Here is a 20455-nt window from a genome sequence, read left to right on the forward strand (position 1 = left end):
GTCTCTTTTTATGCAAGCTTTGCTTTTTTCTCTCCGTAATTTCCGATTGTGACAGTTGAGGGTGCGGAATGTGGGTTGTATCCTAGATTGGGGCGAGATCCGTGTTCATCCAAGAATTAGTGCCGTGTCGATCGCGCGTACAACAGCTTTTTCAAGCCGATCGCCCCTCGGGGCATATTACACAAAAATTAGAGCATAAGAGCGATCGTCCCAGCTAAGCTGTGTATGAAAGTGCGATCGACTGTTGGAAAACAGACTAACTTGTCTACTTCGATTCAGGATGCCAACACATCCCATCAACTAAGATCGATTAAACTCTTCCCGTTATTATGAGAGGAAGTACGCAGCCATTCCAGAAAATCCTTATCTAAGGTTTCTGTTTCTTTCAATCTTTGCAAATCTTCGGTTTCTTTAGCCATTTCTCTAACCGCAAATGGATGACAGGCAATCGCTGCTATAAACTTTTCCCTTCCATCTTGTTCCCGACTAACATTGAAAAATTCATCTTCGCAAGCTACATAAAACTCAATGGTATTTCTAGCGTATTCTACTATCCTAACAATCTCTCTTGTAGCTGCCTCGCTACAGGCTCTCAAAGTCGTGCATATAGCGTCAATAAGTTGTAGTGATTTATAACTATCACCACCAAAATCAAGCGAATCAGGAGCTATATTGTCGCTGCCACAATTATTGATTAATCGCTCTATTCTGAGTTCATCTATTGGTTTTCCTTGGAGAATCTGCCAAACTTCATCGAGTGCATTTCTCAGTACGCTGGGATCGCCAAAATCATACATTCGGCAAAAAGCGTTGTAGTTGGGAAGCATTCGTTCGCAACAAGCAGCAGCAAACGCAAGTCTGTGAAATACGGGAAGTTTTTCCAGTTCTTGTTCGAGGGTATCAAATTCAAAAAAGTGCATATTCATTTCGTGATTTTATCGTCTCGGTGGTTCATTTTGTCTGCTCGGACCGGGTTTGTAGGTAGGATTCCATCGACTGCCAGGTCTTATACCTCTTTCTTGCATCAATGACTTACAGAAATATTCGCAAATTCCGTTTTTATGGCTAACCCCAATTGATTCAATTCCAACTATTGTTCCTTTAGCTTTTTCAGCATCAGCCCAATAAATCATTCGCTCCTCCGCATGAATATTTTTTAAAGGTCTATTATCGGGAATAACAATATATCCCTGTGATTCCAGCAATTTTCTCTGTTTATCTGTAAAGTATCCCGCACTGGAAGATACAACTTTTCTGGGTTCACCTCCTTTTACAGGTATGACTCGCCCAACAGCGATTACCGTCAGATCGGCTGTCTTAGTATCTTTGCCGAACAACTCGTCAGAAATTCGTTTAGCGTCTGCTTCTAACTCCGCTGCATCTGGGTGAATCTCATTTTCACCGCGCCTCGGGCCTGCACTTTCTGAGCCGTCCGTTGTACTGTGAAAAACTACTCCCAGGAGCTTGGCTATATTCTTTAACCCAGTCGAAGCTGTAGTTGCTCCGTGTAGCCCTAGAGCTGTCCCTGCTACTATAGCAGGAGCACCTGCAATGCAACCAACTCCTGTTACACATAAACCTGCACCCCCAGCACCAGTACCGCCACCTCCAATTATCTCTAAAATCCCCGTAACAATTGACGCCGCATCTCCGAAGGTTCGCCCTGATTGGAAAGCCCAGCTTTTAGGCAGATTTCGCTCTACATCTTGCTCGAGTCCATTCCATTGGGGAGACAATACCTGCAACAACCATCTAGCAAGTTCTCCATTATTACGCAACCATTGATATATTGCCCCAGCAACAAACTCTCCAAGAGCTCTAAAGAAACTCAACAATTCTCGGATAACTTTTGCCAGTGCAGAAATTTTGTTAGGAGGTAATTTTCCCGAACCTGGATTACCCCCACCACCAGAGCCAGCAAACCAATTATCTGGGACATTCTCTACTACTCGCGGACGAGTACGAGGCGGTGTTTGCCAAATATTATCAGTAGGCTTAGGAGGCTTATTCAAATCTATAGGCCGATTCTTCGGCACCTTATTCAACCGCGGCGCCTCCCCAGCTTCTGGCAAATTATTCGGGAGCGTCCCCGTACCCTTCGGATCGTAAGACCCCCTCGCCGTCTCCGATTCACCCGGTACAGACCTCCCATTCTCCCAATTAGACTTCGACCAACTCTCACTCCAATTATTGCGCCCATCATCCCACACCGTCCCGCTGCGAGTCCAACTCCAATTGCTTTGCTTGCTAGTAGTCGTCCCCCCTTTCGTTACCGATTCGGAATTAGTACCGCTGATGGTTTCACTCCAACTGTAACCGCCTTTAAACTCGGACCTGCTGTAACTCGAACTCCAACTTTCATAACCGTTTGTCGTCGCAGTCACGCCTCGATCCGTTGCTGTTTCATTCCACCATCTTTGGTAACTCGAACCCTCATTCTTATTTTTCCGACCATCTTTATGAACTGTAACTGTTTGGTCATTGCGGGTGCGAACCGTATCGCTGCTGCTGGATGAAGTATTGTTAGTTCCGTCATTGTTGCTGGTGGAACGAGTAGATGTAATTGTCTCTTCATCTCCCGTGGTGGTCGTAGTATAAGCATCTATCTTATACTCGCTTTCATGCTTAATTCGGTTCTCGGAATAAGTTTCTTGATTGTTTTTAGAGGTGATTTTTCCAGAACTATTGGCGCTATAACCATCCGACTTCGTTACGGAATAGTTATCTGTAATCCTGCTGCTGGTTTGCGGGCCGTGTTTGTAAGTTTGCGTGTCATTCCCTTGAGTGACCGAGTAATTGTTGTGCCGATTGTTCTGCCGATATGAGGAACCCTGACTGCTGTTGGTTTGTTCGGATTTATTGACAGTGTAGGTGTCTCGATTGCTGTGATTTTTTGACTTGCCATCATCGTAGCTGCTTTGATTGTTGGTACTGCCTTCTGAGTAAACGTCGCGGGTGTTGCTGTTGATAGCTACACCGTTAATTGTCGTGTTCTCCCAAGTAGAGTTGGTTACAGAATAGTTGTCATTTCCGCTGCTGTTTTTGGAGAAACCGCTGCTGTTGCTGTTAGTAGAATTCGACGTGCTGACTGTGGTTTCTTCACCAGTGTGAGTGTTGTTGTAACTGCTACCGTTACTGCTATTCGTCCAATCAGCATTGCCTGCCGTTTGAGTCGCACTCTTGCTAGTTGATATGTTGTTGCCGCTAGTAGTGCGGCTGTTGGAAGTTGATTTAGAACCCCAATCATCTTGACGATCGCCCTTAGCTATGCTGAGGTTCGTAGCGTATTGGCTGTTAGATTTGGACTTGCTGTTGCGGTAACTGTCTGAAGCATCTTTCCTGGTGTGTGTAGGAGTGGTATAGTCGTAAGAACTGCGGGATTTTTGAGCCGATTCGCTAGTGTCGGCGCGAGTGCCTTCGTGTTTCACTCGGCTGCGGTTTTCCTGCCATTGATTTTTCCTTTCTGTTGAATTTTGAGAAAAGCTTTTGCTGGTGTGAGTGCTGGCATTGGTAGCTGAATCGCTGGTGGAAGAGTCAAAAGATTCGCCCTTGTGGTTGGTTTTGGTAGTGCTTCTATCCCAGCTTGATTCGGTGTTTGAAAGGCTGCTCAGGGTGCGAGAGTTGGTACTCGTTGTGCCGTTGGCACTACTGCTAGAAGTTGTTTGGTACGGTGCTAAATCTGCGGTATAGGAACTGGTACCGTTGTTAGAGTCTCCGGTTGAGGTACTCGTAACCTTTGGTGTGCCTGGGGCGGTGGTTGCAGTTGCTCTTTCTGAAGTTTTAGTTGCGGTAGAATTGGGAGAGTTACTGATATTTACATCAGCATCAATTAGGGATTTTGTCAAGTATTTTGCGGCCACCAATACTGGAATTGTCGGGATAGTTTCCGCTGCTGTAGCAATGGCAGATCCTGCGTCGAGAATGCCGTATCCTGTCCTTTCATCCCATGAGGGTACGTCGATGTCTTTGGCTGTGTTGAGGAGGATGTTTTTGATTTGTTGGTAGTTGAGGGATGGGTTGGCGGCCCACATTTGGGAGATGGTGTTTGTGACTTTTGCGGCTGCTATTGATGTGCCTTGTTTGGTTTCGGTTGTTGCAGTTTCTGCTGTTGGTGGAGTGCTTGTTGGTGCTAGGATATCTAAGCCGTTTCCGTAGCTGGAATAGGCGGCGCGATAGTTGTTTTGGGATGCGCCGACGGTGATGATGTTGTCGAATTCTGTTGAGGCTTGTCCGAGGGCGGAGATGAGATTCCCTTCATTCCCAGCGGCTGCTACAATCAGTATGTTGTTGTCTTTTGCGTATTGCAATGCTGCTGTTTCTGCTGCTGTCAGTTTGTGCCGTGTTGTTTGCCCTCCGTCGGGATTGATTTGGGTTAAGTCGAAGCTGAGGTTGACAACTGCATTGGGTTGTTTTGCTGCAATGGCTGCATTGACAAATTCTATCAAGGATTGATGCCAGTTGCCGCTACCCGTTGCTCTTCCCAACCAAATTTCACTTGATTTTTGGGTGTCGCTTCGGTTGTGGGAGTCGCTGATTATTTCTAAAATTGCATCCCCGTGTTGGTTTCCTGTGTTTGGTTGAATTAGGGGATTGCTGTCACCGTCGATGACATCTTTGCCGAGGATGATTTGGCTGTAGTTGATGTTGGGATTGTTGGCTGTAAATCCAGTGTCAATGATGCCGATTAGCGGTTTGGTTGGTTGGGGAGAATCGGCAGTTGTTTCTGTGAAGCTGTCTGTTTGTGCAACAGTGTATTCGTTGTTGTTTGTTTCCGAGTTGCTGGCGCTGGCTGGGATGGTAGTTTGAGAGGTTTCTGGCTGATTGTTTGCGGGCGTAGGGGTTGCTGTTTCGGAAATGATGGCTGTTTGTGCGGATTCTGAGGTTTCAGCTTCCCCGTCCCCGCCATTTATCAACTCGAAATCTGCTGTGTTTTCGATATCGGTTGGCAGATAATTTTGACTGATGGGAGTGAAGGGAAGACGAGTTGGGTTGTTTGAGTCGGTATCTTCGTTAGCGTTGATGTATTCTAACTCTGAGGTTTCGGAGTTTTCGCTTAATTCTGCCGCCGCCCAGATGCGGTTGAGATTTTCCCACAGCAGGGCAATTTCTTCGTCGGAAAGTGGCCCAAAAGTTTCATTACTTTCGCTGGCTGTTGCGAGGCTGTCGGTAGGGGTTGGGGAGATGTTTTCAATTTCGCCGGTGAGTATGTCTGCGGCTGCTGCGGGTGTTGTTGGTGTTTCTGATTTTTCTGGCTGGAGAAAGACGCGTGTTTCGATTTTGTCTCCTGTAATCGCGTCGATTTCTGAGTCAGCAGGATTTGTCGCCCAATTGGGATTTTCCGCAACAATTGGGTTTTGAGTTTCACCTGCTGGGGAAGTTTCTGTTTTTGTTTCAACAGAATTTGTCACAGCATTGGAAATTTCTGAAACAGTCGGATTGTCGGCTTCAACTGCGGGAGATTTTTCGGTTTGTGTTTCAACCGAATTTGTTGCAGAATTGGAAATTTCCGAAACAGTCGAGTTTTTCGTTTCTGCGGTTAAGGAAGTTTCCGTCTTTGTTTCAGTCAAATCCGTTAGAGAGTTGGAATTTTCGGAAACAGTCGGATTTTTGGTTTCAACTGCTGGAGAAGTTTCCGTTTTTGCTTCCGCAGCATCCGTCACAGAATTGGCACTTTCGGAAACAGTCGGATTTTTGGTTTCGACTGCTGGGGAAGTTTCCGTTTTTGCTTCCGCAGCATCCGTCACAGAATTGGCACTTTCGGAAACAGTCGGATTTTTGGTTTCAACTGCTGGAGAAGTTTCCGTTTTTGCTTCCGCAGCATCCGTTGCAGAATTGGCACTTTCAGAAACAGTCGGATTTTTGGTTTCTACTGCGGGAGAATCTGTTTTTGTTTCAGTAGAATTTGGATCGGAATTGGGAATTTCAGAAACAGTCGGATTTTTGGTTTCTACTGCGGGAGAATCTGTTTTTGTTTCAGCAGAATTTGGATCGGAATTGGGAATTTCAGAAATTGTCGGATTTTCAGTTTCTGTCGCAGAGGAGTTTTCCGTTTTTATCTCAACAGGATTTGGATCGGAATTGGGATTTTCGGAAATTGTCGGATTTTCAGTTTCTGTCGCTGAGGAATTTTCCGTTTTTATCTCAGTAGAATTCGGATCGGAATTGGGAATTTCAGAAACAGTCGGATTTTTGGTTTCTACTGCGGGAGAATCTGTTTTTGTTTCAGTAGAATTTGGATCGGAATTGGGAATTTCAGAAACAGTCGGATTTTTGGTTTCTACTGCGGGAGAATCTGTTTTTGTTTCAGCAGAATTTGGATCGGAATTGGGAATTTCAGAAATTGTCGGATTTTCAGTTTCTGTCGCAGAGGAGTTTTCCGTTTTTATCTCAACAGGATTTGGATCGGAATTGGGAATTTCGGAAATTGTCGGATTTTCAGTTTCTGTCGCAGAGGAGTTTTCCGTTTTTGTCTCAGCAGAATTCGGATCGGAATTGGGATTTTCGGAAACAGTCGGGTTTTTGGTTTCTGTCGCTGGAGAATTTTCTGGTTTTGTTTCAACAGGATTTGTTGCAGAAGTAGTATCTGCTTTTTTGTCTTCTAATTTAGTCTCAGTTTTTGGCGCAGCGTCAGCTATCAATTCTTTGCCTTTCTCTGATGTACGCCAATCGGAGTTTTTGGCAATTACATCATCCATTGAAATGACTTTAGGGGTTGCACCTTTGAGCGAAAATATGATATCATTGTAATCAGCATCGCTCCCTTCGCCTCTCCCCATATCTTCCATGACAAATATACTGCCGCCATTCGCAACACTGGCTATTTGTCCCCGTTGAAAAGCATCGCTGGAATTAGTTGTAGCCATTGAAAATAAGGGCTTTTTGTCGCCGCCAAGCGCTGGATTATTGTACGCTTCTTGTATTGTGCCGTTGGGAACTAGGATGATACCAATTTCATCTCCTGGTGTCATTGCAAAGGTTTTGATTCCTCGGTATTCCCCGATATTGAAGTTGTTTTCTCCCTCGAAACTAGAGAATTTCGCTGCTTCTGTACTGTCAGAAATGGCGATATAACCGAGTGAGGAGTTGCTTAAAGCGCGTCTGGCTGCTTCTTTGATAAATGCTTGGGAATCGGGAACAAATTCTTGCATTCCTGTGAGGCTGATAATTGCTAGTTCTCCTTGATACAAGCCTCCGTCTGATAGGTAATCGAACACAATTTTACCTGTTTCGTATGCTTGGAAAATGCCGGAGTCGAAAGAGATGTTATTGTGAGTTGCTGGCTTGGTTGTATCGCCTGTGATTGCGTCGGTTTGAGTTGTAGATGTTTGCGTTTTTTCAGGAATGCTGTTGGTTGTTGGTGGTGAATCTTGGTTGAGGATGAAGGCGTCTATCTCTGCTTGTTGGGGAGATATTTCAGGGCTTTTATCGAGGATTTGGTTGTTTGATGGTAATAGTTCAACGCTGGGGTTTGTGGAGGATGTTTCGTTAACAGTTAAAAGATTTTTCGGGGGAGAAGAGTAATCATTGGTAGAATTTGCTAGCGGCAAGTCTTCTACAATGTCGGTAATGAGAGAAATATTGGCAGTTGTTTGGGGGTTGATGCTTCGATTAATGACATGATTTAAAGTTCTTTTTTTGATGATGAAAGTGACTAAAATTATGCAAAACTTGAGGATGTTAATCTTGAAGTTTTCGCAAGCAAAGCGAGTCCAGATGATGCTGGAATTTTGTTTTTTTTATTGAGGACGCAAGCTGCGATATCGACAGGTGAAAACTTGCCGATGCGGCTCAAAAAAATTGATGTGATGGAATAATTGGGTTGTTTTATTGCTACCGGTAGATTTGAGAATATCAGTAACTTTTATCGATCGCAAGTGCTTTTGGCCATCAGGAAGTAAACTTTATGGAAGCTTTAATCCACTTCCGTGTACTGAAGTGTCACGCTACGAATTTTGGGATTAGCGAGAATTTTGGAGGTGCGATCGCCCAACGGCTTGACGGTATGCTGTATAAAAAGTAACGTAGTTTTTGGGGATTACGCAAAACCCGATCGCAACAGTAAGGCTTTGGAAACTAGGTTGTACAGTCCAGGACGCAGACACACTATATGTAGTGTGGTGGGATTCCTAATAATTACTAACGACCAATTACTGAGGACTTCGCCTAAGTGAAGCCTAATATATGCCAAAATACGGACGAAATGTGCTATCTGTAGAAGACGAAAGCAGCCTTGACGAAATTTAAAGTCCCATGTTGAATGCGAACGGGAGCATATTGGCAGACAATCGATCGGCCGCGTCGCAGTGGGCGCAAGAAGCTTTAGGGCTTCCCGAAGTTCAAGTACAAGCGCGTTTGCGGGGAAATCACCTGCACATTTTGTGCGAAGCAGCGCAGTGTCCGTCTCAAGAATTGGTGACGGCGCGATTTACCAACGCCCTCGAACACAGTGATTTAACGCGACTGCTGCCCGATCGACCTAAAATTTACCAGTTGTTTCTGTGCGGCCGCAAAATCGGTTCCCGACAAAATGACTGGACAGTCCGGCTCGATTGCAGCAGTCCCAAGCGACAGCAACAGCCACAGCAACCGGAACCAAAAGTGGCCGAAGTGCCGCCGCCAGCGAGTTCCCCCGACGAACCGCCCGCAAGCCCTAAAAGAGGCGGATTTTTCGGCAAATTTAAGAATGACAACCAGAAACTCAAACAGACACCAAAACCGGTAGAAACAGCAGCCCACCCGCCACAAGTACGGGAAGAACTGGATTTTGACGCCGAAAGTCTGCCGATTGCCTCCCGGATTCAATACCCAGAAGCTTTTGAAACTTCCCCCGTGACGATCGACACTTCGGCTGCAGCGACACGGGAAGCTTTTAGTTCCGCCGTTCCCCCGCAGCAGAAAGCCAACCGTGGCGCAGTGGCTTTGATTCAATCCCCCCAAGCTGACTCAGGTTCGGGCGATCGCGATGGAACATTAACGGTTTCGCCGGAAACCTTGGCGCGGCGGGGCTATCCAGATGCGATCGCCAGCTATCTCAGCGAAATCCTCGGGCCGATGGGAGTTTCGGTGAAAGTAAGCATTCGCGAAAAAGAACTCAAAAGCAGCCGAGAAACCCAGCCGATGAATGGGCCTGAAAATATCAAGCCCAAGGAACGCCGACTGCTGGTGCTGTGCGAGTCAGCTTACAGCCCCGACCCCTCATTGCTGGCCGAACCCATCGCCGGCAGGCTGCGGAAACTGCAACTAGAGGATTTCCGGGAAGCCGTGATCGCCAGCCAAGTCAGCGGCGAAGCGAAGCCGGACTGGCTGCTGCGGGTGGATTTGACTTCGCCCGACAAAATTCTTAAGGAATGGGCTAGGTGGGGAGACGTACAGTCGATCGCCAAACTGCTAAATCAACACTTGGCTGCATCGAGAGTCGAAGTGCGGGCTACTCTCAAAGAAGCAACCCTCCATCTGTTTTGCAGCAAAACTGCCAAAAAAGGACAAAAGCCTAAACGGCAAGAATACCCCGACAAGCAGCAAACCACCGAGGCGATCGCCCCTTTGTTAGCCTCCTTTGCGCCCCAAGGCATCCGCGCAGCTACAATCTACGGCGTAGAACCAGCCAAGGACTCTCAGGCGGCGCCGGAGTCCCCCGTGTGGATAGACTGGGTAGACTTGCCAGCAGCCCACCACCCCGACTTGGCTGCGAACGCTAGAACGCTGGCGGCTGAGGGCGACCAATTGGCTTTGACTTTTTTATTGAACAGGTTGCTCAACCCCAATCTCAGACGCAAGCTGGAAACAGGAGGGATTCGGGCTGTCGTGCTGCAAAAAGCCAACGTGCTGCACGTCATGACAGAAGCTCTGACTTGCCCTTCTCAGTCGAAGGTAGGCCAGCCGGTGGCTAAATTTTTGCGGCACTTACAAATTCCGGGAGTGGCAGGGGTGCGAGTCTACGGACGGCGCGCCGGCCAGAAACTGCCTCTGTGGCGCTACGCAATCGACCTCAGAACGGTTGTTGACGAGGAATCAGCGACGGCACCGGCACCGGCTCCCTCCCAAGTGGCTGTGTTGGAAAAGGAACCGGTGCCGGAGTTTGCGCCGGCGGAGGATGGGAGTTTTTCGGGTTTGGGCGACAATTTGGTGTTCGATGCTCCGATGCCCAACTCCTGGCGGCCCCGCTTCAAAATCAGACTCCCCGGATACAATCTGGGCGAGCAGTTAGTTCAAGCTGTGGTGCAGCCGCTTGTCGCTTCGGGTTTGTTTGTTCCCAACGATGGTTTGTCAACGAATGTTGCTGCGCCCGGGGGCGTGAGAGCCGATCGCGCGGCGGGAATGGCTTTGATTTGGGCGATGGCTGGCTGTTTGCTGACTTTTAATACCGATTGGCTGCTTGGTCTATTTCTGCAATCTGCGACGGTCAGTCAAGCTCCTAGCGCCTCCGAAGTTTGCAGCGGCCCAAATTGTCAAAATTCAGCTCCCAAGGCTTTGGGCGACGTTACAGCCCGACTGCCGAAGGAAACCCCGAACCCGGTTCCCCCTGCGGAGGAGGTGAATTTGCCTCGAATTCCGTTGCAGCAGTCGCCGGAAGCCAACCAGCAAGAGGTTTTTAATGGCTCTGGGTTTACGAAACCGGGAAATACTAGCGTTCCTGTAGCTGATGTTTCTGCTCCTGCGGTGTTCCCAACTTTGAGGAGCGAGCAGCTTGACGATCAGATAGCGCGCTATCAAGAGTACATTCACCTGCACAAAAAACCGCCGGATATTTTAATTGTCGGTAGTTCGAGGGCGCTGCGGGGCATCGATCCGGCGGTTTTGGAAACAGCTTTGGCAGCTTCTGGCTATCCGGGGCTGAGGGCTTACAATTTTGGGGTTAATGGAGCTACTCTCCAAGTTGTAGATTCGCTCATCCGCCGGATTTTGCCGCCGCAACAACTGCCAAAATTGCTGGTGTTGGCTGACGGGGCGAGGGCTCTCAACAGCGGGCGGCCGGATTTGACTTTTAGTGCGATCGCTTCTTCGGAAGGTTACAGGCAATTGAGCCGGGGTAGTTTTCTGATCCCCACCAATCAATTAGAATCCGAAACATCGAAAGAAAGCGCCAACAATCCAGTGGCGACTGCGACTGAATTGGTGCAGAATTTGGGACAAGCTCAAGCTACTGTTCAGCAATTGGTGAATCAAAAGTTGGTGGAGGGTTCTGCAACTTACAAAAAGCGCGATCGACTTAAAGGGTTTTTGCGATCGATCGTTAATCCATCAGCCCCTGTTGCAACCGAGAGTCCCCAAACCGCACCTCTGGGCCAACCAACAACTGAAAACGCCCAGCCAACCGCTGGGAGTAAACCCGTCAGCGAGTTTCAACCAAATGGCTTTTTGCCGATCGATATACGCTTCAATCCCGAAACTTACTTTCAGAAGCACCCGAAAGTATCTGGTTATTACGACTCCGACTATCAAAATTTTAAATTGGTAGGCGAACAAGCTCTAGCACTCAAAAATCTGATCGAATTTACCAAGGTTCGCAACATCAATCTCGTGTTTGTGAATATGCCTCTGACTGAAGATTATTTAGACCCGGTGCGGACAGGTTACGAACAAGAATTCCGGCAATATATGCAAGAATTAGCAGCTCAAAGCGGACTAATTTTCCTAGATAAGAGTTTATTGTGGCCCCAGGCGCGAGAATCTTTTTCCGACCCCAGCCACCTCAACCGTTACGGTGCTGTTGCAGTGTCTAAGCGGTTGGCTCAAGATCCCATGATTCCCTGGCCGGCGAAACAATAGTTATAATTTTTGAGTGGTGAGTTATTTTAGAAGTTAAATGCTCCCAACCTTGCGAGTGCGGCGCGACAATCTCAAAACTATTCTTTCCGGTGGCTAAATACTGACAATGAAAAGATTGATATTTCCTGAAAATAGCAAAAATACACAGATAAAAAATCCTAGAAAAAATCTGCCTGTGATATTTTTTATATTATCTTTAGCATTTTTCTGTTTCAGTTTGTATAAAGGTTTCTTTTTACCTTTAGCTTTATCATCTGGGCCCCCCAGCAACGAACAAAGTAGCGAACAGCCAACTCTGACACCCTTTGAAGAGGTTGTCAAAGACGCGCAAAAGTTAGAGGGACTATTTACTCTTTACCGCAATCAAGCAACTGATAAAGTATATCTGGAAATTAAACCGCAACAACTCGACAAAAAGTTCCTGTGCTTTGTGACATTGGCATCGGGTTTGGGGGAAGCGGGCATTTTGAGCGGAATGCCGATCGGCGATTTCTTGTTTCAACTGCGGCGCGTCCAAAATAACGTGCAGTTTGTGATACCAAATGTAAATTTTCGCACAAGTCCGGGCGACCCGCAAGCAGGTTCGGTAGCACGGGGATTTAGCGAGTCGATTCTCTATTCTTTGCCTCTCAAAAGCATTGATCCGCAAAGACAAACTCTGCTGATCGATTTAGGCGATTTGCTGATGAGCGAAAAACGCGATTTACCAGGGGTAAAAGCGATTTTGCCGATGCTTTTGGGCGCTTCTTACTCGATCGATGCAGACAAGTCTTCTTTTAAAGATGTTAAAGCGTTTCCGCTGAATGTGGAGATTGCTTCGGTCTATGGTTTTTCTAGCGATAATGACAGTGAACTTAACTATTTACCTTCGATTCCTGACAGTCGGGCTTTTAACCTCCGCATTCACTACAGTTTCTCGGAAGTGCCGCTAAATAACGGCTATCGGCCCAGACTTGCGGACGAGCGAGTGGGCTATTTTCTAACAGCATATAAGGACTTTTCTGACAAGAGTAGCCGGGAGCCTTTTGTGCGCTATATCAATCGCTGGCATTTGCAAAAGCAAATCCCGACAGCGCCGATGTCGCCTCCGGTGCAGCCGATCGTCTTTTGGATTGAAAATAATGTGCCTTCCGAATACCGAAACGCAATTCGCGAGGGCGTTTTGGAGTGGAACAAAGCTTTTGAAAAAGCAGGTTTTACTGAGGCAATTCAGGTCAAACAAATGCCGGACAATGCTAAATGGGACCCGGCTGACGTTCGCTACAATACTATCCGCTGGTCGAGTTCTTTTGAGCCTCAGTTTGCCGGCATCGGGCCGTCTCGCACTAACCCGCTGACGGGGGAAATTTTGGATGCTGACATTCTTTTGGATGCTAATGTTGTCCGGGAAATCAAACAGGGTTATCGGTCTTTGGTGGAACAAAATAGATCGCTATCTAAGAGTTTTCAAGGGCGAAACGGTTCTAATACCAATCCCTGTCAGTTCGGGATGTATTCTCGCTATTTGAATGTGCTAGAAAATGGGGATTTAGGAAAAAGCAGCGGGGAAAATGCTCAAGGTGGAATGGCTGATGATTTGCCGACTTTGGTAGAAAGATACCAAGAGCAAAAGCGCTCGCCTTTATCGCGGTTGATGTCGAGTTCGGATATGTGTTTTGGGTTGGAATCGAGCCGCCAGTTTGCGATGGGGGCAATGTCGATGGATCTGTTGGAAAATGCAGCGCCTAGCAGTGGGGCGATTGACAATTATGTTAATCAATATATCAGATATTTGGCGGCGCACGAAGTCGGTCACACTCTTGGTTTGAGGCACAATTTTCACGGGAGTACGATGCTGCAACCGGAGGATTTGAACAATACTCAGGTAACTCGCACGCAAGGTATGATTGCGTCGGTGATGGATTATGTACCGATTAATTTGGCACCTGCCGGAACTGTGCAGGGCGACTATTATCCAACGATTGTAGGGCCTTATGACGATTGGGCGATCGAGTACGGTTACAAGGTGATTGGCGGCGTAAACCCGAACAGCGACTTACCAGCGCTGCAACAAATTGCCAGCCGCGCTGCCCAAGCCCAATTAGCTTACGCGCCGGATGAGGATTCTGTCGATCTCGATCCCGCTGCAAATACCTTTGATCTCAGCGCCAATATGCTGAGGTATTCGCAATGGCAATTGGATAATGCTAGGGCGATGTGGAAGCGTTTGGAAAAGCGAATTCCGGTTGGGGAAGACGGTTATAACGAACTGCGGGTGATGTTTGATTCGGTGTTCGGGTATTATGTCAACCAAGTGATGAATGCTACTTTGTATGTGGGGGGACAGTCGTTTAGTCGGATTCGCCCTGGAGATACTAATGCGAAGTTGCCGTTTGTGCCGATCGAACTTTCTCAGCAGCGAGAAGCTTTAGCAACATTAGAGAAGTACGTTTTTGCACCGGATGCGTTTAGTTTTGCGCCGGAATTGCTGAATAAATTGGCACCGTCGCGCTGGGATCACTGGGGAAGTCCGGCTTTGGTGTTTCCTCTAGATTACCCGATCGGCGATCGAATTACTTTTTTGCAGCGGTTTGTGTTGCGGGTTTTGCTATCGCCGGTGCGCTTGGCGCGACTGCGGGATGCCGAGTTAAAATCAGCGCCGGAAACTACTTTGAGGTTGCCGGAAGTGTTGGATACTGTGCAAAAGGATATCTGGCAAGAGGTTTTGCAGCCGGAAAAGAAGATGCAAATTTCAACTTTTCGGCGTTCTTTGCAGCGGGAACATTTAGCAATTTTGATCGGAATGGTACTGCGAAAAACGAATGTTCCAGAGGATGCGCGGAGTTTGGCGTGGTACGAGTTGCGGCAGTTGCGGGAGGGTTTGAGCAAGAGTATTCGGAATTTGGATCGGAATGCGGATGCTTATACGCGGGCTCATTTAGAGGAAACGCGCGATCGAATTTCTAAGGTTTTGAATTCGCAAATTCAGTCTAATTAATTTGGGGTTCAGAAACCGGGTTTTTGAGGAATATATTTCGTTGCCGCCGGCAGATTTGGTCAAAAACCCGGTTTCGGAGAATCTTAGTCAAGTTAAAATAATTCTGAACTTGCGTCGTATACGATAGATAGACAGGGAAGCTAAAAAGAATAGCCCTTATGCCTGCCAAAGACCTTTATCACGATATTGTCTGCACTGCCCTCATCAAAGATGGCTGGACAATCACTCATGACCCACTGATTCTAAAAATTGGGGGCCGCTCGGTCTTTGTCGATTTGGGTGCCCAGAAACTAATTGCGGCTGAACGAGGGTCTGAAAAAATTGCGATCGAGATCAAAAGCTTTCTGGGCCCTTCGCCCATTAATGACCTCGAAAATGCTTGGGGGCAGTTCTTTATGTACGCCAGAACGCTGCAAAGACGAGAGCCAGAGCGTCGTCTATACCTAGCTGTTAATCGCAACACCTTTGAAACGTTGTTTAAAGAAGAAGCTGGGCAATTGCTGCTAGAAGAACCAGGTTTTCGCCTGATAGTTTTTGACCCAAACACGGAGGAGATTATCCAATGGAAACCGCAAATCAACCCGTAGACGAATGGCGTGAGACGTTGGAGAAAATTCTCCAATACTATGCGGATCTTCCTTATACTTATGGGGATGTGATTACCTATGTGGTGGTCAGCCGCGATCGCAACCATTTTATGCTGATACATGAAGGTTGGGAAAATCATCTGCGAGTTCATGGTACTGTGGTTCACGCCGAAATCCGCAACGACAAAATCTGGATTCATTATGATGGGATTGAAGACGGCATCACTGATGAACTCGTCGCCTCTGGCGTACCCAAAGACCACATTGTTCTTGCTTTCCATCCACCCGAAGTCCGACAGCATACTGGATATGCGATCGCATAGTTTCTCCTCTTGACGAAGATTTTAGATAATATCAGCTTGATAGGGTATATCGTACCTTAATAATTTTTTGGCAATACTGAGTACCTTACAGATAAGTTAGAAACACTAAACTTCTGTCATGGCAAGAATTTGAGCGATGGTTAATACCAACTGAGGAAAAGTTGGAGAAACAATAATGGCTTCTCCTTGATATCGCAGTGCCTGATATTCACCCTCGATTAAGCGGTTGATAGTCACCGTAGACTGTTTTGGAGAACCAATATACTGAACGCCTCCCAACCCTGCATAATCAACGATCCAATACTCCAGGATTCCTAAAGTTTCATACTCATTCAATTTGATGCGGTAATCATCCCGCCAATTCGTACTGACAACTTCGATCGCCAAGGGAGGTGGAATATAGGCAGCAGCAGAGGCAGAACTTTGACGCATTCTGACCCATTCTTCCTTGGCAAACACCACAATGTCGGCTTTACGACTCGATTCACTTTCACCGGGGGCAGCGTTCAATCTGACTTGTTTACTTTGTCGAGGAACGTAGGGAAGGTTCAAGGATTGGCAATGATCCACCAAGAGACGACATAAACCATCGACGACATCCTCATGTTTGGTTGTGGGTTCACTCAGGGGCATGGCAACTCCATTGACTAGCTCGAATGACCTGCCGGACTCGTCATCCCAGTTGAGAAATTCCTCGAAGGAAAGGGTTTTTTGGGCGATCGCAACCATTGATATTAACCTTTTGCGTAGGTTGGCTCTCTGTTGTCTGTTTCTAGCTTAACGTGAGGTAGAGAGATAAATCGCTGCTCTTGTAGGGTGCGTTAACGAAGTATATCGTAAACTTTGACACCTCTTCTCGGTTTTACTGCCCGCGCCCTGGTTTGCAATCTACGAAACCTAATGCTTCTGTGTCGATAAAATTGGCGATCGAAATGGCGATCGCAACTGCGATCGGATATTCAATTTCCGCAGCACGCGCGATCGGATGCGCTTGAATTCGTTCTGGCAAGCGTCTCAAAATGACTTCGGCATCAGCAAGAGAAAGTCGTTCTTGAAGTTTGGCTTGCATGGCATTCACCTGTCAGTTGGAATTTGATAGATATATTCAAGCCACTACCCAACTCAGATTTAGCAGTCTAACGTTTAGTTCAGCCGCAGTTCGTAAGACGAAATTGTGTGGAAAACTTTTGCGAAGCAAAACCATAAAATGGCGGTTTACAAACTGTCGAGCGTAGGCGCGAAGCGCCGGAGCGGTGCTGCAATGCTTTGTTAGTCATTTAATGAATCAATTCCTTGTTCTTTAAGCTTAGCTAATCCGTCTTTCATTATTTTGACTTGCTCTGATGAATGTCCTTGCCAAACTGTAACCTCACCTACAACCTTAAATGGATGTAATGAACGATAAGATTTTGTTGGGTTACCTGGGAATTTTCTGTCAGTCAAATCAGGATCGTCTTCAATGGGTCCTGTTGGTTCTACTAAATAAATTCTTTCACTCCCTTCGCCAAAGGAAAGTTCAGCACCCCAAACAGCGGCATCCAAGGTTGCTGTCAAGAAAATATATTTAGACTTTTTTCTTTGTCCAAAATTTGAATTAAAACCAACTTCGATTAAGTCCCCAATCTTTAGATCAGCCTTTGTTCCATGGAAGAACGTCTGAGAAAAAGGAGTTGCATTAGGTTCATTTGATTTGTTCATGCTTTCTTTCCTCATCGTGCAAGTTATCTATGATTGTTTTCTTTGTTTACTGGGTTGCCCATTACAATGACCACTAACGTTATGCGGCTGTTTGCACCCTGCGCTCAGGAGTGTTCGTAGGGCTTTGACACGTGCTGGTGCTGGACAACCCATGAACCATTCACCTTCATCAGACAGAACGTCGCGCGGACTAAGTCTTGGAAGGCTCTACCGTCGAGCAACGTCCCGCCTCCGCGAATGAACCCATGAGCGAATGCAATATCGCTGCCCGCAGTAATCGTCAGATTCTCAAGATTGAATATCGCCTCTCCCTGCGTTTCTGGCTGCCACTCTTCCCAACTGCGTCTATAGGACTCTGCACTTTCGTAATTCATAGACGGCAATACATCGAAAATCACCAAGTTCGCGACGTAGTTTTTCAGGATGTCATCCTTTCGGTTCTGCCTCGTAGCAGCAGCCCACTCTTCAAGTACGGCGAGGACTTCAGAGTCGGGCGTGTACCAGAGGTTATCATCGTTCGATCTCCAAGGGGCGTAGTTGAAAGAAGCATAACTTATAATTGGATCGCAGTTGCGGTATCATACCCAATACAATAGAAAAATACCGCCGATCGCTAGTCTATTTCACCAAAAGTAGCAGTAATCCACACAGCAAGGGCTGACGATAGACGAGAATTCAACCAAATTTTCATGCAGCTAAAACGGGATGGTCGAGTTTGCGGACTGCATACAGAAGCGCAGCTTTGAGATCCTCAAGTTCCAAGTCTGGCAATTCTTCGAGAATTTGCTAAAAACTCAAACCAGCAGCTAGCAACTCTAGGATATCGATGACTCGAATCCGCATTCCCCGGATGCAGGGACGATCGCCACATTGTCTTGGGTTCACTGTGATTCTGTCAAACAGATAAGCAACGGATGCTGGCATTGTTTGAAACCTTTGTCTATAGCTTACTTCATTTATCGCCCCAAACTCACACCGCGATATAATTCTGCGATGCCATCTCGCTAAAGCGCATCAACTAAGTTGCGATGGTTAGTATGAGCTCTTGAGCATTAAACAGTTTACGTTTGGAGGCATTGAGAAATTCGATGCTAACTGGTTCGTCACTTTCGTCATAACTGACAATCACGCCTCCAAGTTCAGAAATAGCATTGGCTGGAAACGCATCACGTAAGATAAAAATCTGAATGTCTGCTTCTGCATCGTATTTAACTTTCATTGGGATTCTCCGCCGCGAAAGCAAACACAGCTTGTAGAGATTCAGCATTAAGCGTTGGGTAGTTTTCTAGAACTTGTTGCTGCGTCCAACCTTCTGAAAATAACCCTAGAACGAACTCCACTGATATTCGTGTCCCCTTAATTACAGGCTTGCCAAGCAGAATTTTAGGATTTGAGTGAATGTGTGCTTTCCAGTTCATAGCCAGTGCGCCTCTATAGGGTTTTCATCTATTATCAGCATAGTTAAAATTATAAAATTTATGACCACAGCAGTATCTATTGACATTGGTACGCTCATTACACGCCCTCCCCGACTGCATGATGGATGTCCCCACATCGTCGGTAAAGGCGTTACCGTCCGCATCGTAACCTGGTACAAGCGAGGATAGAATGCTCAAGAGATTTGCGATCGCATTTCTCATCTCACCCTTGCCCAAGTCTACGTGGCACTCACCTACTATCATGCCAACACCCAAGAAATTGAAACTGATTTGCTCCATCAAGCAGCAGAAGCCAAGCGTCTTGAAGCTTTGCACAGCAACTTTGGTAAATATGAAATGCTAAGATAATAAATAATACATCGCCCACCGAAAAATCTACTAGATAAGCACTACCCTCAAACTGGGAAAGAGAAACTGATTTTTACCGGATAAATTTAGGGGGTGTAGGAGGAATATCGGCAATGAAGTAAAGTTGGGTAACAAGACTCAACACTTGTGATCCTTAACTAAACTGTAAAGTTCGAGCTCTTCAAACTGCCCTCGGTGAAAAACACGCTGTTTTTGGCTACCTTCCTGCGTCATTCCCAGCTTTTTTAGCACCTTAGCCGAGGCTATATTCGGTCTGAGACAAGTTGCATAAATGCGATCGAGCTTTAATGTTTCAAATATTCAAGACTGATTTAGTGTAATTGATTCGTTTTTTTCTCAAAAATTATGTCTGCTAACACTGCAAAAAATCATTACTTCCGATTGGCATTGTTCTGGGCGTTTCTGGGTAGTTTGGGAAGCTTGGCGGTGTTTCCTTATGCGCTGTCTCTCAATCCGGCAGTAAGTCAATTGCCTGCACCGCTACCTGTTTTGGCGATCGCCTCCGCCCTGCAAACCGGAATTTTTCTAATTCTCTTTTGTTGGATTGGGCTTCGCCTCGGTAACTCGATCGGACTTGATACGCCCATAGCTCGTGCTTTGGTATATCGACAGCCTTTCGCGCCAATATCTAAATCTGCCCTTAACACGGCGCTAATTGTAGGCTGCATCGGTGGAATCGTCCTGATAGGATTGAGTTTAGGGTTTGAACCTTGGATGCCGCCAATGGCTTCAACAACTGCGTTAAAGATTGACCTCTGGAAACGCATATTAGCTTCCTTCTACGGAGGCATCACCGAAGAACTCTTGCTGCGACTGTTCGGTATGACATTGATTGCGTGGCTACTTTGGAAGATTTTTGAGCGAGACAAACTGCAACCCTCTACATTGATTTTTTGGCTGGCAATTGTGGCGGCTGCAATATTGTTTGGTGTGGGTCATTTGCCTGCGGCTGCGAATGTCTGGGCATTAACCCCGATCGTCATTCTCCGCACCATTACACTCAATGCCCTCTTAGGAATTCCCTTTGGTTTTCTTTACTGGCGTTGGGGATTAGAATACGCAATGTTATCTCATTTTTTGGCTGATTTGGTACTGCACGGAATTGGAGGAAGTTAGCAGGAGATGCAAACAATGCAATGGTACAACGAACCTTTACCAAGAAAAGGGGTCTAAAGCCCCGTCCTTTTAGGACGGCTTTAATTTCCCCAGAACTGTGATAAGCTGTTGCACATTTAAACTGTGATACAATCATTACCCTTATTTTTGATTTTGCGACCCCATTTAATTATTAAT

General features: G+C 46.6%; 14 protein-coding genes and 1 pseudogene. 6 read left to right on the forward strand and 9 right to left on the reverse strand.

Going from position 1 to position 20455, the window contains the following annotated elements:
* Positions 1 to 296 precede the first annotated feature (296 nt).
* Positions 297 to 920, reverse strand: a complete 624-nt coding sequence (locus QUB12_RS32805; protein ID WP_333310382.1) for a DUF416 family protein — start codon at positions 918 to 920, stop codon at positions 297 to 299.
* 15 nt (positions 921 to 935) lie between these two features.
* Positions 936 to 7547 (reverse strand): DUF4114 domain-containing protein, encoded by a 6612-nt coding sequence (locus QUB12_RS32810; protein WP_333310384.1) that lies wholly within the window; start codon positions 7545 to 7547, stop codon positions 936 to 938.
* 703 nt (positions 7548 to 8250) lie between these two features.
* On the opposite strand from QUB12_RS32810, the gene QUB12_RS32815 reads away from it, so the two are divergent.
* The 4 genes from QUB12_RS32815 (at position 8251) to QUB12_RS32830 (ending at position 15656) form a co-directional block, all read left to right on the forward strand.
* On the forward strand, positions 8251 to 11769 hold the full coding sequence (locus QUB12_RS32815) for a hypothetical protein (protein WP_333310386.1): 3519 nt from the start codon (positions 8251 to 8253) through the stop codon (positions 11767 to 11769).
* A 106-nt stretch (positions 11770 to 11875) separates the two neighbouring features.
* Positions 11876 to 14746 (forward strand): zinc-dependent metalloprotease, encoded by a 2871-nt coding sequence (locus tag QUB12_RS32820; protein WP_333300602.1) that lies wholly within the window; start codon positions 11876 to 11878, stop codon positions 14744 to 14746.
* Between the two features lie 158 nt (positions 14747 to 14904).
* Positions 14905 to 15333, forward strand: coding sequence for an element excision factor XisH family protein (locus QUB12_RS32825; protein WP_333141219.1), 429 nt, complete (start codon positions 14905 to 14907; stop codon positions 15331 to 15333).
* A complete protein-coding gene (locus QUB12_RS32830; protein ID WP_333141221.1) occupies positions 15309 to 15656 on the forward strand; it encodes a XisI protein in 348 nt (115 codons plus the stop codon). The genes QUB12_RS32825 and QUB12_RS32830 overlap by 25 nt, the downstream gene beginning before the upstream one ends.
* A 105-nt stretch (positions 15657 to 15761) precedes the next feature.
* Here the strand turns inward: QUB12_RS32830 and QUB12_RS32835 are convergent, their stop codons facing one another.
* From QUB12_RS32835 to QUB12_RS32865, 7 genes and pseudogenes are all read right to left on the reverse strand, one after another.
* Positions 15762 to 16385 (reverse strand): Uma2 family endonuclease, encoded by a 624-nt coding sequence (locus tag QUB12_RS32835; RefSeq protein WP_333310388.1) that lies wholly within the window; start codon positions 16383 to 16385, stop codon positions 15762 to 15764.
* Between the two features lie 133 nt (positions 16386 to 16518).
* On the reverse strand, positions 16519 to 16725 hold the full coding sequence (locus QUB12_RS32840; RefSeq protein WP_333310390.1) for a hypothetical protein: 207 nt from the start codon (positions 16723 to 16725) through the stop codon (positions 16519 to 16521).
* A gap of 200 nt (positions 16726 to 16925) precedes the next feature.
* Positions 16926 to 17354 (reverse strand): NAD(+)--rifampin ADP-ribosyltransferase, encoded by a 429-nt coding sequence (arr, locus tag QUB12_RS32845; RefSeq protein ID WP_333141227.1) that lies wholly within the window; start codon positions 17352 to 17354, stop codon positions 16926 to 16928.
* A 104-nt stretch (positions 17355 to 17458) separates the two neighbouring features.
* Positions 17459 to 17914 carry a nuclear transport factor 2 family protein gene (locus QUB12_RS32850; protein ID WP_333141334.1) on the reverse strand — a complete coding sequence of 152 codons (456 nt, stop codon included), beginning with the start codon at positions 17912 to 17914 and terminating at the stop codon, positions 17459 to 17461.
* 127 nt (positions 17915 to 18041) lie between these two features.
* Positions 18042 to 18278 (reverse strand): annotated as a pseudogene (locus QUB12_RS32855) (DUF433 domain-containing protein).
* Positions 18279 to 18372: 94 nt separating this feature from the next.
* Positions 18373 to 18573, reverse strand: a complete 201-nt coding sequence (locus QUB12_RS32860) for a DUF2283 domain-containing protein (RefSeq protein WP_333141229.1) — start codon at positions 18571 to 18573, stop codon at positions 18373 to 18375.
* The gene (locus QUB12_RS32865) at positions 18563 to 18772 is read right to left on the reverse strand and encodes a DUF433 domain-containing protein (protein WP_333141231.1); all 210 of its coding nucleotides are present in this window, start codon (positions 18770 to 18772) and stop codon (positions 18563 to 18565) included. The genes QUB12_RS32860 and QUB12_RS32865 overlap by 11 nt, the downstream gene beginning before the upstream one ends.
* A gap of 243 nt (positions 18773 to 19015) precedes the next feature.
* Between QUB12_RS32865 and QUB12_RS32870 the strand changes: the two genes are divergently transcribed.
* Together QUB12_RS32870 and QUB12_RS32875 are read left to right on the forward strand one after the other, a co-directional pair.
* Positions 19016 to 19141, forward strand: a complete 126-nt coding sequence (locus QUB12_RS32870; protein WP_333141235.1) for a hypothetical protein — start codon at positions 19016 to 19018, stop codon at positions 19139 to 19141.
* 366 nt (positions 19142 to 19507) lie between these two features.
* Complete coding sequence (locus QUB12_RS32875) at positions 19508 to 20278, forward strand: CPBP family intramembrane glutamic endopeptidase (RefSeq protein WP_333141237.1); 771 nt, start codon at positions 19508 to 19510, stop codon at positions 20276 to 20278.
* The last annotated feature ends 177 nt before the right edge of the window (positions 20279 to 20455 follow it).

It is taken from the genome of Microcoleus sp. B7-D4 (assembly GCF_036705125.1).
Classification (GTDB): Bacteria; Cyanobacteriota; Cyanobacteriia; order Cyanobacteriales; family Microcoleaceae; genus Microcoleus.